This is a genomic window from Anaerococcus tetradius, from assembly GCF_947087635.1.
Lineage (GTDB): Bacteria > Bacillota > Clostridia > Tissierellales > Peptoniphilaceae > Anaerococcus > Anaerococcus tetradius.
Map to the genome: position 1 here is coordinate 20,936 of NZ_CAMUDP010000020.1, position 16,479 is coordinate 37,414.

A 16,479-nucleotide genomic window follows, 5' to 3' on the forward strand; every position below is an offset into this window, starting at 1 on the left:
CTTTTTCTTTGGAAATTTTCTAATGTTCATCTATATTTTTACCAGAAACTTTTCTTAGCTTACATTTTTCTTTCAAATCAAATTTCCTTATATATATATAGAAACAATTTTCATATATAGTTTTCTTGAAGGATAATTGAGATATTTTTATTATAATTTTAATAGCTTTTTAGTAATGATAAGCTCTCTTAAAACTTAGCTTGATTTTTTTCTAGCATATTTCAAGAGAGCCTAGCTTCGAAATTATTTGTTATTTTTCTTATCCATATCTTCTAGGTGGGCCTTGGCGTATTTGAGGTATTCTTTCATCACCTTTATTCTAGCATATTTTTTATCCTTACCTTCTACGATTATCCATGGAGCATAAGCTTTATTAGTTCTAGCTAACATTTCATCCATAGCTTTTATATACTCATCCCACTTAGCCCTATTTCTCCAGTCCTCATCAGTTATCTTGTAGAGTTTGTCTGGGGTATTTTCCCTAGCCTTAAATCTCTTGTATTGCTCATCCTTATCTATGCTTACAAAAAATTTGAGGATAAGACTTCCGTGATTGTAAATTTCTTTTTCCATAGCTAGTATTTCATCATAGGCCCTGTTCCACTCACAAGTCTTGGCAAAGCCTTCTATTCTTTCTACCATGACCCTGCCATACCAAGACCTTGAAAATATCGCTAGGTATCCATCCTCTGGCAAGTCCTTGTAAAACCTCCGCAAGTAGTGGTGGGCTAGTTCATATTTACTTGGTGCAGAAATAGCAAAGACCTTATATAATCTAGGATCAATTTTTTTTACAAGTCTTTCTATGGCGCCATCTTTTCCTGCAGCGTCTACTCCTTCAAAGACAAGTATTGTTGATATGCCCCTTTGGTAGTATTCGAAAGCCATATCCCTTATCTGTTTTTGGAGGGCTTTTTTCTCCTTTTTGTATTCTTCGTCTGTTATAGTTTTTTCTAAGTCAATATTTGATAGTATAGAAGTTTTTGCCTCATAGTCTCTTTCAATATTTTCCTCATCCTTTATCTGGATGCCTACTCTTTCTATACCCATGCTTATCTCATCTAGGAGTAGACCTAAAGCTTCTTTGCTAGCATCTTTTTTGTCGATGCTATCTATTATATGCCAGGGACTTGTTGGGAAATTCGTCGCATTTAAAATTTTTTCAAAATTCTTTTTGTAGGCCTCATAATTTTTATTTTGTTTTTTATCCACTGAGCTGATATAAAAATGCCCGCTAGTAGATTTTTCTGAAACTCTCATTCTTTCTTCTTGGGTCTTTTGATCAATGTTTAAGAAGATTTTAACTATTATCATCTTGCTATCATAGAGCATCTTCTCATGTTTTTTCATAGATTCGATTCTTAAACTTAGACTTTCCTCATCTATATCCAAATCATTGAAAAGTTTGTAGTAGAATGATTGGGCAAATATTTTGATGTGGCCATTTTGGGGAGTATTTTCTAAAAACCTCTTCATGGTAGGAAACTTATCTTCATATTCCTCCTTATTCTCAAAGACTTCTACATCATAGTATTTGGGGTTAAGCTTACTGCATATATCATTGATAACATAACCCCTGCCAGATGATTCAAAACCATCAACCATGATAAGGACAGCTATATCCATATTCTCACATATTCTAGTAAGCCTTGCTAGCCTTTGGGCAAGGGTTGACCTCTTAAAGGATGTAAACTTCTTTTCTCTTTTTTCACTTAACTTCATAACTATCCCCCTTTATTTATTACTACCCCCTTTTTTTAAGATTTTATTCTTTCCTTAATCTCTCCTCAATCCTTCCAAGAAGATTTGGGAAGGCTTTAAGGATTCTTCTCTCAGATTTTTTCTCAAAAACCCTTCTGAGGTCTTCTTTTATCTTCACTTCTTTCTCATCTATTTCTAAGGCGAGCTTACTTTTCTCAAACTCCTCCTTCTTATCCTTTAGGTCAAGACTCCTTTTAGCAACTCTTTCTCCAATCCTATCAGATACTTCTTTAATCTTTTCTGATGACCTTTCTATTTCCTTAAACTTCTTATTAATTCCTAAAAGTGTATTAATAGTAGCTAGGCAATCGACTATCAAAACCAAAGAAAATACAATATCTGCCCCTAGCAAAAATCTACATGTGAAATGACTTATAAAATGAACAAGTAAAGGATGGACTGCTTCATGGAGGATAAAGCATAAAGCACCCCACATCAAGGAAAACTCTAAGCATATATAGCCCCTTAGGTTAAGAAGCTTGTCGGAATAATCCCACCACTTCATATGAAAAAGCTTTTCTAATATAAAGCCTGTAAGGTATTCTACAAGGGTCGCTATAAACATTGATGAAAAAAATAGAAGCAACTTATTGTTAGTTTCGACCAAGGATAGGAAATACAAAACTCCTATGGCTCCAAAACCATAGACCGGACAGTAGGGCCCATTCAAAAATCCGCTATTAACAAAGATTCCCCTTGTCATAGCCTTATAAAAAACTTCCAAAATCCAACCAATAAAGGCATAGACAAAAAAATAAGTTAGGTAATAAACAAAATCCATAAGCTTCCTTTCTGCAAATAATATAAAATTTTTTATCTGTTACTATTATAACAAATAATCAGAATTTTTGCCCTATTTCCTAATAAAGCTAGCTTGAAGATAACAAGGGGCTGTGTAAAATTTTGTGTATTAAAGCTTATGATTAAGCTAAAGAAAAACTACCCGTTTGCACAGGTAGTTTGTAAGTTTTATTCATATTCAGCTAATATTTTTTCTGCTCTTTCAAGTTGGGTGTTAGATTTTGCCAACCAGTTTAGGACTTTGCCTCTAACAGATCTGATGATGTTTGGGTATTTTTCTATAAGCATTCTCAAAGCCTTGTTTATTATCTTGTTTTCTTCATGGGCTTTTTTGAGTTTTGCTAAAGCTAATTTTTTCTCTGGGCTTATTGGTTTTTTAGCCTTTCTTTCCTTTTGATTAGAGTTTTCTTTTGGATTTTCAGGTTTTTGTTTTTCCTGTTCTGGTTTTTTTGTTTCTGGTTTTACTTGTGGAGTTTTGCCTGATTCGTTTGGCTTTTTCACATCTGGTTTTACTTGTGGTGCTTTGCCTGATTCGTTTGGCTTTTTCACATCTGGTTTTACTTGTGGTGCTTTGCCTGATTGGTCTGGCTTTTTCACATCTGGTTTTACTTGTGGTGCTTTGCCTGATTGGTCTGGCTTTTTCACATCTGGTTTTACTTGTGGTGCTTTGCCTGATTCATTTGGCTTTTTCTCTTCTGGTCTTCTTTCTGGCTTATTTTTTTCTTTTTCAGCCATTTGTTTTAGAGCATCCAAGCTTAGTTGTTTACTTCTTATATCCTTATTAGCTGTATCGATTTGTCCTTGCTTTAAAACTATCTCGCTATTGAGCTTGATAAGTTTTTTCTCCATTTTATCAATCTTTGCTAAGGCTTCCTTGTTCTTTTCTTGCTCTTCTGAGAGTTTAGCGGCAGCTTTTGCATAATCAAATTTTCTAGCAGGTACTCTTTTATTGATTTCGTCAATTTCTTGTTCAATATTTTTTATGACTTTTTTGTTATTTTCAATTGAATCTCTGTTTGATAAGTTTTCTTTTTCTAACTTTTCTTTTGTAGCATCATAAGCTCCTAGATTCTTTAGGGCCTCTGTATTTTCAGCTATTTCTTGATCTACTTTTGTAATTCCTTCATTAGCTTCTTCTAGGGATCTTTCTTGAGTTTTTACAGCTTCTTCTGAAGTCACTTGATTTTTTCTAGCTGGTTGTAAATGCTCTTCGTCGTATTTTGGCTTTTCTTTCTCATCCTTAGCAATCAACTTTTCAAGCTTATCTTTTTCTTCTTCTTTCTTAGCTTTATCTGCCTTTAGGCTCTCTAGCTTTGTTTCTTTATTTTTGGCATTTCCCTCGTTTTCAGCTATAAGCTTTTCTAGTCTAGCTTCTTCTTTCTTAGCTGTTTCATAACTTATTTTAATTCCTAAAAGAGAATTGTTTAGTACAGATAAACCATCTTCTGCTTGCTTTATTTTTCCCTTGGCTTCTTCACTTGTCGGATCTTGATTTTTCTTATTTTCAAGTTCTTCTTTCGCTTTGTTGATTTCACCTAAAGCGGCTTGTTTTAATTTTAATTGTTCTCCTATTCCAACTAACTTTCCTTGATCCACATCATTTAGTTGAACATAATTTGCAACCTCTTTGTCTTTTTGGTCCATTTTATTTTCCAAGTCTTTTTCCTTTACTTGTAATTCTTTTAGACCCTCCCTTGCTGTTGCAAGATCTTTTTCTGCTCTCTCTCTATTTGTTGAAGGATTTCCTAAGCTAGGATTATCTTGACCTTCTTTGCTAGCTTGTTTTTGTCTTTCCTCTGCTTCTTTTGCACTTTGAACTGCAAATTCTAGATTTTGTATTTCTGCTTCTTTAGCTTCAATATTTCTTCTTACAGACTCTGACTCTGTGCGAAATTCTTCTTTTTCACTTTTAGCTTTTTCGATATTCTTTGTTCTTTTCTCTATAAGTTGGGTAAGATTCCTTTTTTGACCATCTAGATTCTTCATCTCATTTTCTAGCTTAGTGAAATCTTTTTCTTTTTCTTCTATCTTTTTATCTAAATCAGGGTCATAGTTAGGGTTAGCTTTCTTGAGATTAGCTAATTCTTTTTCGAGACTTTCTTTTTTGGCAAGTCCGTTTTCATATGTTGATATAGTAATCTTGTGATTCTTTAAGAGCTTCTCATTTTCAGCATTATCAAAATTCTTAGCTTCAAGTTCTGATATTTCTTGGCTTATTTTTTCAAGTTCCTTTTTATTTTCTTCAAATTTAGCCTTGTTTTTATTGATATCTTCTTCTATTTTTTTGGAGTAAGCTTCATGTTTTTCAACTTCTGCTTTTGCCTTAGCAAGGTCTTTTTGGGCTTGTTCTAGCTTACTTTCCGCATCTTTTTTCTTAGCTTCTAGCTGACCTTTAAAGTCCTTACCCTTTTCAATTTTTCCCTTTAATTCTTCAATATTATCTTTGTTTTTTTCTAATTGTTCTAGTTTGAGATTATTTTCTGTAATAGCCTTATCTAAACGTGAATTTTCTTCTTCCAAGCCTTGTATTCTTTTCTTAGCTTTATCTATTTGCTCTTGGTCTTGGGCTTGAGCTTTCTTAACTTCTTCTAGTTTTGCTTCGGCCTTTTTTAATTCTTTACCAAGCTTGGCTTGAGCTTTTTTCATTTCTTCTTCTAGGGCTTTTTTCTCATTTTCTAGGCTTGTTTTCTCATTTAACTTATTAGCTAAATCTTTTTTCAAAGCTTCAAGCTCTTTTTCTATTCTTCCTATTTGATCCTTCTCGTTTTCTGCCCTAGTGTTTGTATTTTTACCTGCCTCAGTCCTATCAGCTCCTACAAGATTTATATTTCCAACAAATGTTGAAGTTGACAGGGCCATGGCTAAAGCGATGCTTGCAATTTTTTGTTTTCTCATATCTATTCCTCCATTAAATGTATTAGCTATTATTAATAGGTTTTTATTTATTATAAATAAAAGGATATTAAATCCGTATAAAGTTTTGTAAAAAAAACTAAAAAATGTAAATAAAGCTAAAAAATATAAAATTTTTTAAGTATTTTTCTTGGAGTAATCTTCGTATGAATCTTTTTTTTATAGGCTTTACTTTTGTATTTTACATTTTAAAACTTTAGCATAGAATTATAGTACATGATAAAATTTATGAAGGGAGGTGAATTATGAAAGAAAATAAAAATATTTCAGCTAAGGCCCTAGTTCCTTTTTTGGTTTTTATATTTAGTTACCTTCTTACAGGAGCAATCTTACAGAGCAGAGGAGTTGAGATGGCCTTTTATCAAGTGCCTGCCCCTATTGCTGCCTTTCTAGGAATTATTACAGCCTTTATTTTGTTTAAGGGAAGTATTGACGATAAGTTTGACAACCTCATAGCAGGTTGTGGCGATTCCAATATCATAATCATGTGTTTGATTTATATTTTGGCAGGAGCCTTCTCAAGTCTCGCCAAGGCTTCTGGCGGTGTCGATTCTGTTGTTGGTCTCGGCCTATCCTTTGTTCCTCCAAGATTTCTTACGGCTGGTGTTTTTTTGATAGCTTGTTTTATTTCTATTGCAACTGGCTCATCTGTCGGCACTATTACTGCCCTTGGCCCCATAGCCCTTGGCCTTGCAGAAAGTGGCGGAATAAATATAGCCTTGATGCTTGGCTCTTTGGTAGGCGGATCTATGTTTGGCGATAACCTTTCTGTCATATCCGATACAACAATTGCTGCTACTAGAACGCAAAACTGCGATATGAAAGATAAGTTTAGGATGAATGCAAAGATAGCATTTCCGTCTGGCCTTATCACTTTCATCCTGCTTATTATTTTTGCAAGACCTGAAAGTGAACCTAGTCAGAAGCTTCTAGCCTATAATATTATAGAGATTATTCCTTACTTGTTTGTTCTCATTGTCGCCCTTATGGGGGTAAATGTATTTTTAGTCCTTACTTGTGGAATTTTCCTATCAAGCCTTGTTTTGCTAAGCAATAATGGCTTCAACTTATTAGAAGTAGCTCAATGTATCTGGCAAGGATTTACAGGCATGTTCGAGATTTTCCTCTTGTCTATGCTAATAGGAGGCCTGTCCAATATGGTCGCCAAGGAGGGTGGCATCAATTGGATAATTTCTAAAATCAAAAAAATCGCCAAGGGGAAAAGGTCAGGAGAAATCGCCATTGGCCTTTTGGTTTCTATCGCTGACCTAGCTGTTGCTAACAACACAGTAGCAATTATTATCTCAGGGCCAATAGCAAAAGAAATGTGCAAGGATATGAAAATCGATCCAAGAAGGAGTGCATCCTTGCTTGATACTTATTCATGCGTCTTCCAAGGTATCATCCCTTACGCAGCTCAAGTATTGATAGCGGCAAGCTTTACTGAGGGAGCAGTAGCTCCTTTTGAGATTATCCCTTATTTCTGGTATCAATTTATCCTAGGGATAATATGTACAAGCTCAATCTTCTTCCCTTTTACTAAAGCAAAGGATAGGTGGAACTTTGAATATGATATGCCAGAATCCAAGGCCCAGCATTTAGGAAAATAAGCACAAAAAGCTCTTCACTGACCAAGTCTTTTGTGAAGAGCTTTTTCTTAAATTCTATTTATATCATAGCTTCCAAGGATTTTCTATCTTCGATTCTTATAAGCTTATCTTCGATTCTGATTAGACCCTCCTTAGCCATTTCCGATAAGCTCCTAGATAAGGAGGGGCGGGTTGTGGCGAGATAGTCTGCCCATTCTTCCCTCGATATTGTAAGCTTTACTAGGTCGTCTTTTTCATTATCCAAAAGGAAGGCTGCTATCTTTTGCTTGAGATTAGCTTGGGAGTTGATTTGATTTTTCTTTGAAAGTTTTAGGCTTTTTCTTGCCAAGATTTCTATAAAATTTATCCTGAAATTTGTAGATTTGCTTGTATTTATAAGCTTTCTAAAGTCTTTAATAACTAAAACCTTACTATCCACATCTGCTTGGGCCCAAAAATCAAAGGGCTCTCTAAGATAGGCATAGACTTCACCAAATATAGCAGGCTTATCGAAACTTGCTATTATATATCTCTTGCCTTCAGGGTCTATCTTATAGACCTTGATTCTTCCAGCTATTAGACAATACAAGTCATCCTTTATCTCGCCCTTAGTAAAAATATGACTATCCTTTGGATAAGTTACTAGATTAAGATCTGCGATTTTTTTAATCTCCTCTATCTCCTCATTTTTCAAATTTTTGAAGATAGAAATTTTTCTTAAATCCATTTTTCCCCTCCCTATATTACATAAATTTTTAAATATGTTTTTTCTTCTAAATAGATTAAACTCTAGGATAAAGGATTCGACAAAATAAATCTATATTTTTCAAATTAGTCATATTAACTCTCACCCCCTTCTTTTAAAGATAGGCTTTCTTCTTATATAAAAAGTTTTTTTTATAACAAAGCTTTAAAATATTTTCTAAATTCTGTATACTAGAAGTGAAATTAAGTAAAGGAGTGAATTTATGAATTGTATCATCGCCCAATCAGGTGGGCCTACTAGCGTTATCAACTCATCGCTTGCTGGAGCTATCCAGGCAGCTATCGACAATGATTTTGATCAGATTTTCTTAAGTCTCCATGGGATTGAGGGAATTATCAAGGGAGAATTTCTTGAAGTAGACAAGAAAAAATTTAAACTAAACGAAGCTAAGGATAGACTCATGGCTCGTCCTTCTTCTATTTTAGGCTCATGCAGGTTTAAGCTTCCAGAAGATTTAAAAGATGAAACTTACAATAAAATTTTTACCTTTCTCAAAGAAAAAGATATAAATGTCTTTGTCTACATAGGTGGCAATGACTCAATGGATACTGTAAAGAAACTAAATACCTACATTCTTTATAACAAGATTTATGGAATTAATGTTATAGGTTGTCCAAAGACCATAGACAACGACTTAAATGGCATGGATCATTCACCAGGCTTTGGGTCAGCTGCCAAATACATAGCCCACACTCTTAGGACTATAAGGGCTGATGTCGATGTTTACGACCTAGAATCTGTTACCATAGTAGAAATCATGGGTCGTCATGCAGGTTGGCTTGCAGCTTCATCACTTCTCGCAGACTACGGCTACTGCAAAGACCTAGTTAATCTAGTCTATGTTCCAGAAGCGGATAAATCCCTAAAGGATATAGAAAACGATGTGAAAAACAAATTGAAAGAAGAAAAAAATATTATCATAGCTATGGCAGAAGGCTTCCGCGATATTGATCACTCACTTGATAAGCCAATGTTTTCAAATACCGACGATGGTTTCAAGCACCCAGTAGTAAGTGGTTTTGCCAAAAGACTTGCTGACTATCTAAGAGATAAGCTTAAAGTAAAATCAAGGTCTGTCGAGTTAAATATTGTTCAAAGAACATCCACTTGCATATCCAAAACCGACTCAGACGAGGCCTTCAAGCTTGGCTATCTAGCCTTAAAACTTGGTATAGATAAGTCTAACCTCATTCCAGTCTTAAGAAGAAAAGAAGGCAAGGACTACGAAGTCTTCTACACAGAAGTAGAACCAGACCTAATAGCCAACAAGGAGATGAAAATTCCTAAGGATTGGCTAAAGGATGAAAATACCCTAAGAGAAAAAATAACAGCCTACGCCCTCCCTCTAATCCAAGGAGAAGTAGACCAAACATACGAAAACGGCATGCCTGTTTTTGTCGAGCTTTCTGATTTTACCAAGTAGTTTTTTCTTATCCTCTTAAAGCTTGTTTATTTTTTAGAATATAAGAGATATAAAAAATCACCCATGACTTAGTTTTTATTCTAAGTTAGGGGTGATTTTTAGTTAATAGGGTTTTTGATAGCTTTAACTTACTTTTGTTCTTACAAAATTCCTAGCAATTTTTCAAGTGTTAGGGTTATTGTAGTTATTGCTATAAAGCAAACTCCACCTAGGGCTAGGGGTCTTGCGCCTGATTTAAGGAGTTTTACTATATCAGAGTTAAAGCCTATGGCAGACATTGCCATCACTATGAAAAACTTTGATAGGTCTTTAAATGGTTTAAAGAAACTAATATCTACTCCCTTGGCAAGGGCAATTGTTGTTATTAGGCTTGCTAGGATGAAATAAATTATAAAGAATGGGAAGATTTGTTTTATTGATATTTTATTATTAGCCTCTTTTTCGGCATTTCTCATTCTTATAAAGGCTAGTCCTAGGCAAATAGGAATTATTGCAAGAGTTCTTGTTAACTTAACTGTTACTGCCTTATCTAGGGTTTGGCTACCAAGCTTATAAATACTATCCCATGTAGAAGCGCAGGCTGTAACTGATGATGTATCATTAACAGCAGAGCCTGCAAATATACCAAAGGCATGACCATCTACGGTAGAAAAACCAATCATACGACCAAGACTTGGAAATAAGATAGCAGCTAAGATATTAAAAAAGAAAATTACTGATATAGCTTCAGCTATTTCATCCTCATCTGCATCTATAACAGGTGCTGCTGCTGCAATAGCAGAGCCTCCACAAATTGATGATCCAACTCCTATGAGGGTTGCAATTTTTCCTTCTAAAAGCCCAGACTTGTAAGCAAGGTAGGCTATTATTAGTGAAGTTGATATGGTAGATAGGATTATAGGTAGGGATTCCTCGCCTGTCTTTAATACTAGGCTAAGATCAAGACCGAATCCTAGGAGGATTACCGCATATTGAAGGATTTTTTTGGATGTAAATCTTACTCCATCCATATAGGACTTTTTCTCCTTAATTATTTGACCCATGACCATACCGATTAAAATAGCAAAAACTGCAGGTCCTACGAGTGGGACTTTATTACCTATGTATTGAGAAATCACAGCTATTATTAAGCAGAGGATGAGCCCTTTTGTGTTTTTTTCTATAAATTTTGTCATACATTCTCCTTTCGCTTTTCCTATTATAACAAGGGATTATTATAATGTAAAATTATAATTATTTACACTCTTATAAATATTTGTTATGATAAATAAGGAGGTTATCATGTTAGATTTTAGAATAGTAAGTTTTTTGGAAGTATGTGAATACATGAATTTTACAAAGGCAGCTGAGAGCCTTAATATAACTCAGCCTGCTATATCTACCCATATCAAATATTTAGAAGAGTATTATAATTGCAAACTGTTTTATAGAAATAAGAGGAATTTATGTCTTACAGACCAAGGCAAAATTCTAAAAACAGCTTTGACTTCTATGTCGAATGATGAAGATAGGCTAATGAGCTTAGTCAGCAGCAAAAATACTAAGAACGAAAAAATTTCCTTGGGTTTTACGAGGTCAATCGGTGAATACATAATTTTAGATAAACTCATAGCCCTCATACAGGAGAAAGCTTCTTGCAATTTTCACATTTTCTACGAAAATACTGACGAAATTCTAAAGGATCTTGATGGGGGAAAGATTGACTTTGCAATAATCGAAGGCTTTGTTACTGCTAAGGATTATTTTATCAAAACTTACAAGACTGATAGGGTTGTCTGTATAGCCCACAAAGATCATAAATTTAAAAAACCAGTAAGAAAACTTACTGATTTGTTAGACGAGAGGGTTATTATCAGAGAGGATGGCTCCGGAACCCTTGCTATATTGAAAAATTTCCTCAATATGGACAATATTGATACCAACGATTTTTCTAATATCATCGAAATTAATAATATGCACGCCATAGTAGCCCTGCTTAGAAGGGATTGTGGTATAAGTTTTCTATTTGAGTCTTGCGTAAAAAAGGAATTAGAAACAAATGAACTTAGGATTGTCGAGCTAGAGGATTTTAATCTTACTCACGATTTTTCTTTTATAGCAAGCAAAAACTCTATTTTTATTGATTCATATTTAAAAATTGCCGAAGCCTTTTATTAGCCTTATATATTTCTCTTCTTTGGGATAAAATAGACCTCCCTAAGCTTTCGTCCTAGCTCAGGGAGGTTTTTTGATGGATTTATTTTAATATTCTTGTCTTGCTTTTTCTAAGGAGCTTAGATTGCCTAGAGCCTTTACAGCAAGGCTTGTTAGCACTACTACTACTAGGGTTGGTAATAGCCAAGATAGACCTTCTTTATACATTGGTAGGGCCTTTACTAAACTTGTTACAAAACCAAGGTGTAGTTTAAAGGTTTTATCCAATACTTCTATTAAAGGTAGGCCAACTGAAACTGCTGCAGCAAAAATGTAAGAGAGTTTGCTGAAGTTTAGGAAGCTTTGGCTTATACCCATTACTATTAGTACAAGGGCTACTGGATAGATTATTTGTAGGAGTGGTACTGATATTTCCAAGAGCTTATTTAGACCAAAGTTTGCCATTATAAATGAGAATAGAGTCCATATACATACCCAAGACTTGTAGGATAGTCTATTGTTGAATAATTTCTCAAAATATTCTCCACCACTGCTTATAAGTCCAACGCAAGTTGTTAGGCAAGCTAGGGTAAAGATAAAGGCTAATAAAACTAAACCAAAATTACCAAGGGCAAGTTTTATAGATTCAGCAAGAACTTGGGCACCATTTTCGAGGCCAACGAACTTAGCACTTCCTACCATACCTATACTTGCAAGCATAGCATATACTACAAAGAGGACAAATCCTGCAAGAAGACCTGCTTTTATCTCATATCTTGTAACTTCTTTCTCATCATTAACCCCAAATCTTCTTATAGCTTGTGCTATAACAAAACCAAAGTTAAGGGCTGCAACTGCATCCATTGTTTCATATCCTGCCAAGAATCCTTTGATAAGAGGAGCCTTTAAATAATCTCCTGTAGGAGCTGCTACGCTTTTATCCATACTTATAACCTTAAAGAACATGAAGGCTATCAATAATAAGAGGGCTGGTGTAAGAAATTTTCCTACTCTTTCGACAAGCTTGCTAGGCTTTAAGCATATAGCAAGGGCTAAGGCAAAAAATACAAAAGTATAAACAAGCCTAGCTAGGCTCATGTTGAAAGATGCTGGTATATATGGTGCTATAGCCATCTCGAAAGGAACTGATCCTGCTCTTGGTATGCCAAGTCCAGGTCCTATTGATAAATATATTGCTGTTGTGAAAACTAAAGCAAAGGCAGGGTTCACCCTGTTGGCTAGATTTGATAAGCCATTAGTTTTTCCTACTACTATTGATCCCAAAACTGGAAATACTACAGCAGTAACGCAAAAGGCCAATAGAGCAACAAAGGTTGCTTTTCCTGCCATATTTCCTAAAAGAGGTGGGAAAATTAAATTTCCTGCTCCAAAGAACAGACCGAATAACATTATACTAACTTGTAAAAATTGACTTCTAGATAATTTTTTCATTATTTCCTCCAAAAATTTATTAACAATATTTATCCATCAAAAAAGTCCCTTGTCTAAACATTAGACAAAGGACGAAATATTCCGCGTTACCACCTTTATTCTTATATAAATATAAGCTCTCAAGCATCTAACAATGCTGGGTTTTGATAACGCCAACCATGGCGACACATCTTACTTTCTTCAGACGTGCAAAAGAAAAATGATTTTCGAACTTACTTCTAAGATTGGATTCCACCTAAGACCAACTCTCTGTGCTTGTCCATAAGCCTACTCTTTTTTTCGTAATTTTTAATAACTATTGTTAGCTATATTATAAGACCATCACTTTAATTTGTCAAATATTTTTCTATAAAAATTCAAATTATTTTATAAGTTGCAGACTTTTAAGGCTTCTAGGCCCTATTGTTTTTTGACTTAGCCCAAAGGGCAGTAATCAAAGGTGTAAGAATAATAGTAATGACCGCTGAAGCAGCTACTTGGGCAGTAGCAAGACCAACAAGGGGAAGATAAGACGGATCAATTTCTGCAATTATTTGAGGCACAGCAACAGCGTTAGCTCCAGTTGTAGATATAGCCCAAGCGGCATGGCCTGGTCTTTTGTTAATATAAATATCTGCAAGAAGGGTAATAGAACCAATAATAAAAATCACTATGAAGGCAAGTATTAGTCCTGAAAATCCAGCCCTAAATATATCTTTAAAATTAATTGAAGAACCCATGGTAAAACCCAAAAAGGGAATTATGACCTTCTGTGATAATTTCAAAATCTTAGCAAAATCCTTATCAATATTGCCTATAAGTATCCCAATTATTACAGGCATTAGAGAATCTGCCATAGCCCTTAGAGGAATGTTCGCAATCCCTGACATACCTAAAACTAGCATAGCAAGCATGGGACCTGTAATCAAACTAGTAATACCAGCAAGACCCTGATCCAAATCATCTCCGTAGTCGATATTTAGGGTGATAAAAACAGAATTATTATGGTTAAGACTAGCGCAAACCAAGGCAAGTATGGATATACCAAATATTCCATCTCTGCCAAAAAAGGAAGCTACAAGAAAAATAATAAGTAGTCCTGCACCTAGACGAGCTATAGCTATAACAGAAAATCTCTTAAATATTTCAAAGATATTAGAAAAATGAATCTGACTACCCGCAGCAATCAAATTTATTCCCATAAGAGTCTTCATCCCGGCACTCGTAAAAAGAGCCTCAGTAAAAACACCAAAGTGCAAAAGGCTAGGCAAAAGAGTATTGATAAGACCTGCAAGTATCAAGGGAACCATCATATTAGCTGCAGGAATTTTTTTTATTAGAGCTTTAAACATAAACTACCTTTCTTGATAATATAATTTCTCATATAAAATACTACAAGATTATATATTGAGCAAAAAAAAATGATGGTGATAGATAGAATTAGGATTTTAAGCTATCACCATCATTAATCATTTATAACCTATCTTAGTAAGTTAAGCCAAAGCCTAGTTTATATTCATTGCCACATTCATCCTTGTAGGCATAGGTCATGCCTTCTGGCATATATTTTTCTTTGTCATAGCCTGGAACATCGTTAGGGCTTACGCAGATTCCTTCTTCATCCACAGCTATAGCTTCTTCTGACTTAGGGAAGGTGAATGGAAGTTTGCCTGTTGGGGCGAATTTTCCTGTTAGGACATCCATTTGGGCGGGTGTAAAAGTCTCAAAGTGGGCTAGGAGAGCGTCAGCCTTCACTTCTGCTTTTTCTAATAGCCAAGGCATGTTTGAGTTTACTGTAACTATTAGTTTTGCTCCATTTTTGTCGGCAATTTTCCTATATTCGTCAAGTTTATCAATATTAGCTACTGTTGTTTCAGTGTATTCACTTCCATCCATAGCCTTGTTAGTTTTGTTTTCACAAAGGTCAAGTTCTAGTAAGCCAGGTGTTGCTGTAAAATAGTTACCTGATTTTGGTGTGATTTGAACATAAATATAATCAGCGTCATTTATGTCTCCTACTATTTTTATATCATCCCTATTTTTTAGTTCTTCTATTGCTTCTTTTCTAAAGGTTTCAGCCTTATCGGCTTCCTTGTGGAGATAGCCAACATAAACTTTTGCCTTATCAGCCATAGGTAGGCAATTTTCTTTATTTTTTAGGAGAACTACTGATCTAAGGTGGGCTGAATAAGCTTTTTTCTTGTTTTCTTCATTAGCTACGAAGTCTTTTGCCCTTTGTGGGTCTACATAGGTTTTGTCATCGAATAAGCCTAGATCGAACATTTCTGTAAGAAGTCTAATATTTGCTTCGATTAATCTCTCACGACTAATTTTACCTTCTTCATAGGCCTTAATTATCCATTCAACTTCGTTAGTATCTGAGATTAGGTCAACTCCGTTGTTTATGGCACAGGCTGCACGATCTTGCTTTTCTAGGTGCATCATGCCCCAAGCCATGTTATCGAGGATGCCTGAGTCTGAGTTGATGTAGCCCTTAAAGCCCATATCCCCTCTTAGGATATTTTGGATAAAGTATTGGTTAAAGGCAAAGCCAACTGGCTCGAAAGGAATTTTTTCTCCCTTATAGTTTTGAACGGCTGATTTGTCATGGGAAGGTATTGAGTAGTAAGGCATGATTGATGAAACTTTTTTCTCTGCAGCTCTCTTAAATGGTGGAAGATGGTATTTTTCTAATGAACCAGCTGTAGCATAGACATTGAATTTTCCTTCCTTGTAGTGAGGGTCAAAGCCGTTTTCCCTAGCTCCACCACCTGGAAAGTGTTTCATGGTAAGGGCTACTGATTCGCTATTTAATTCTTCTCCTTGGAAGGCTTCTATTAAGTCTTCACAAGCCTTGGTAATTAATTCTACATCTTCTCCAAGTGTTCCATAAAATCTTTGCCATCTAGGGTCTGTGGCTGTGTCGATCATGTACATATAGCCTTTTCTAAGTCCTGAATATTTCCACTCATCTCTTGCGATTTGTCCAAATTCCTTGAAGATTGAGTATTCATAATCCCCATATGGGTGGAAGTTTCTTGCCCTATCTCCAAGATAGGCTGCGGCAAGACCTAGGGTTGATGGATAGGTTGTAAATACTCCTACTGCATCGTTCATACCGAAGGTTCTTTCTGCATTTTCATTTCTTGAGTTTGAAGCGATTATTACAGGTATGCCCAGTCTAGAGCTTTCGGCAACTTCATTCATAGCATTTGCCCATTTAGCAATTTCATCTTCTGAGAAGTTATCTCTTAGAATAAAGTGGCGAAGGTTTTTATCAAGAATATGACCTGTTGAACCGTGGTTTATTTGACCTATAAAAATATTTGTATCTTCATAAACTTCTTCATCAAGAAGACCATCATGGCTTGTTTTCGCCTTATCTTCTTGGCTAAGACCCATTCTTTGGGACTTAATCATCATATTTCCGGCAAGCTCTTCTATAGTCATCCTATAGGCAAGGTCCTTCGCACGAACGCTTGATGGTAGACGCCAGTCCTCATAAGGGTCAAGAGAGCCATTTCCATTTAGGTCTTTAAACTTAAAGCCTTCATTTTCTATTAGTTTTTTGTTTCTTACTTCTAGTTTTAATTGCTCTGTCATTTAATCCTCCTCGTATATTATAGTCGTAGTAATTAATACTACATTTTGTTCTCTATCCC

General features: G+C 35.1%; 11 protein-coding genes and 1 other annotated feature. Of the genes, 3 read left to right on the forward strand and 8 right to left on the reverse strand.

The genetic code is table 11. The features are described from left to right. Window positions 1-243: 243 nt before the first annotated feature. The 3 genes from P6936_RS07220 to P6936_RS07230 all read right to left on the reverse strand — a co-directional run bounded on the left by P6936_RS07220 (window position 244) and on the right by P6936_RS07230 (window position 5,457). Window positions 244-1,722 carry a hypothetical protein gene (locus tag P6936_RS07220; RefSeq protein WP_276881243.1) on the reverse strand — a complete coding sequence of 493 codons (1,479 nt, stop codon included), beginning with the start codon at window positions 1,720-1,722 and terminating at the stop codon, window positions 244-246. Between the two features lie 43 nt (window positions 1,723-1,765). After that, a complete protein-coding gene (locus tag P6936_RS07225) occupies window positions 1,766-2,542 on the reverse strand; it encodes a putative ABC transporter permease (RefSeq protein WP_276881244.1) in 777 nt (258 codons plus the stop codon). Between the two features lie 188 nt (window positions 2,543-2,730). Continuing rightward, window positions 2,731-5,457, reverse strand: coding sequence for a hypothetical protein (locus tag P6936_RS07230; protein ID WP_276881245.1), 2,727 nt, complete (start codon window positions 5,455-5,457; stop codon window positions 2,731-2,733). 263 nt (window positions 5,458-5,720) lie between these two features. Between P6936_RS07230 and P6936_RS07235 the strand changes: the two genes are divergently transcribed. Further along, the gene (locus P6936_RS07235) at window positions 5,721-7,085 is read left to right on the forward strand and encodes a Na+/H+ antiporter NhaC family protein (RefSeq protein WP_276881246.1); all 1,365 of its coding nucleotides are present in this window, start codon (window positions 5,721-5,723) and stop codon (window positions 7,083-7,085) included. Window positions 7,086-7,143: 58 nt separating this feature from the next. On the opposite strand, the gene P6936_RS07240 is transcribed toward P6936_RS07235, so the two are convergent. Then, complete coding sequence (locus P6936_RS07240; protein ID WP_276881247.1) at window positions 7,144-7,791, reverse strand: Crp/Fnr family transcriptional regulator; 648 nt, start codon at window positions 7,789-7,791, stop codon at window positions 7,144-7,146. A 241-nt stretch (window positions 7,792-8,032) separates the two neighbouring features. Here P6936_RS07240 and P6936_RS07245 point away from each other — a divergent pair, with 241 nt between their 5' ends. Continuing rightward, complete coding sequence (locus P6936_RS07245) at window positions 8,033-9,253, forward strand: diphosphate--fructose-6-phosphate 1-phosphotransferase (protein ID WP_276881248.1); 1,221 nt, start codon at window positions 8,033-8,035, stop codon at window positions 9,251-9,253. Between the two features lie 140 nt (window positions 9,254-9,393). On the opposite strand, the gene P6936_RS07250 is transcribed toward P6936_RS07245, so the two are convergent. Beyond that, window positions 9,394-10,428, reverse strand: coding sequence for a YeiH family protein (locus P6936_RS07250; protein ID WP_004836702.1), 1,035 nt, complete (start codon window positions 10,426-10,428; stop codon window positions 9,394-9,396). A gap of 106 nt (window positions 10,429-10,534) precedes the next feature. Between P6936_RS07250 and P6936_RS07255 the strand changes: the two genes are divergently transcribed. Continuing rightward, window positions 10,535-11,410 (forward strand): LysR family transcriptional regulator, encoded by an 876-nt coding sequence (locus P6936_RS07255; protein WP_276881250.1) that lies wholly within the window; start codon window positions 10,535-10,537, stop codon window positions 11,408-11,410. Window positions 11,411-11,494: 84 nt separating this feature from the next. Here the strand turns inward: P6936_RS07255 and brnQ are convergent, their stop codons facing one another. The 3 genes from brnQ to P6936_RS07270 all read right to left on the reverse strand — a co-directional run bounded on the left by brnQ (window position 11,495) and on the right by P6936_RS07270 (window position 16,420). After that, entirely contained in the window at window positions 11,495-12,838 is a 1,344-nt protein-coding gene (gene brnQ, locus P6936_RS07260; protein ID WP_276881251.1) for a branched-chain amino acid transport system II carrier protein, read from the reverse strand. A gap of 64 nt (window positions 12,839-12,902) precedes the next feature. Then, window positions 12,903-13,131: a binding site (T-box leader), on the reverse strand. A gap of 99 nt (window positions 13,132-13,230) precedes the next feature. Continuing rightward, window positions 13,231-14,169 carry a 2-keto-3-deoxygluconate permease gene (locus P6936_RS07265; protein WP_004836699.1) on the reverse strand — a complete coding sequence of 313 codons (939 nt, stop codon included), beginning with the start codon at window positions 14,167-14,169 and terminating at the stop codon, window positions 13,231-13,233. Between the two features lie 133 nt (window positions 14,170-14,302). After that, window positions 14,303-16,420 (reverse strand): glycoside hydrolase family 3 protein, encoded by a 2,118-nt coding sequence (locus tag P6936_RS07270; protein ID WP_060928985.1) that lies wholly within the window; start codon window positions 16,418-16,420, stop codon window positions 14,303-14,305. Window positions 16,421-16,479 lie beyond the last annotated feature (59 nt).

Excerpts from the sequence above, each read along its gene's own strand:
- P6936_RS07220 (WP_276881243.1), bottom strand. The coding sequence starts at position 1,722 with ATGAAGTTAAGTGAAAAAAGAGAAAAGAAGTTTACATCCTTTAAGAGG.
- P6936_RS07225 (WP_276881244.1), bottom strand. The coding sequence starts at position 2,542 with ATGGATTTTGTTTATTACCTAACTTATTTTTTTGTCTATGCCTTTATT.
- P6936_RS07230 (WP_276881245.1), bottom strand. The coding sequence starts at position 5,457 with ATGAGAAAACAAAAAATTGCAAGCATCGCTTTAGCCATGGCCCTGTCA.
- P6936_RS07235 (WP_276881246.1), top strand. The coding sequence starts at position 5,721 with ATGAAAGAAAATAAAAATATTTCAGCTAAGGCCCTAGTTCCTTTTTTG.
- P6936_RS07240 (WP_276881247.1), bottom strand. The coding sequence starts at position 7,791 with ATGGATTTAAGAAAAATTTCTATCTTCAAAAATTTGAAAAATGAGGAG.
- P6936_RS07245 (WP_276881248.1), top strand. The coding sequence starts at position 8,033 with ATGAATTGTATCATCGCCCAATCAGGTGGGCCTACTAGCGTTATCAAC.
- P6936_RS07250 (WP_004836702.1), bottom strand. The coding sequence starts at position 10,428 with ATGACAAAATTTATAGAAAAAAACACAAAAGGGCTCATCCTCTGCTTA.
- P6936_RS07255 (WP_276881250.1), top strand. The coding sequence starts at position 10,535 with ATGTTAGATTTTAGAATAGTAAGTTTTTTGGAAGTATGTGAATACATG.
- brnQ (WP_276881251.1), bottom strand. The coding sequence starts at position 12,838 with ATGAAAAAATTATCTAGAAGTCAATTTTTACAAGTTAGTATAATGTTA.
- P6936_RS07265 (WP_004836699.1), bottom strand. The coding sequence starts at position 14,169 with ATGTTTAAAGCTCTAATAAAAAAAATTCCTGCAGCTAATATGATGGTT.
- P6936_RS07270 (WP_060928985.1), bottom strand. The coding sequence starts at position 16,420 with ATGACAGAGCAATTAAAACTAGAAGTAAGAAACAAAAAACTAATAGAA.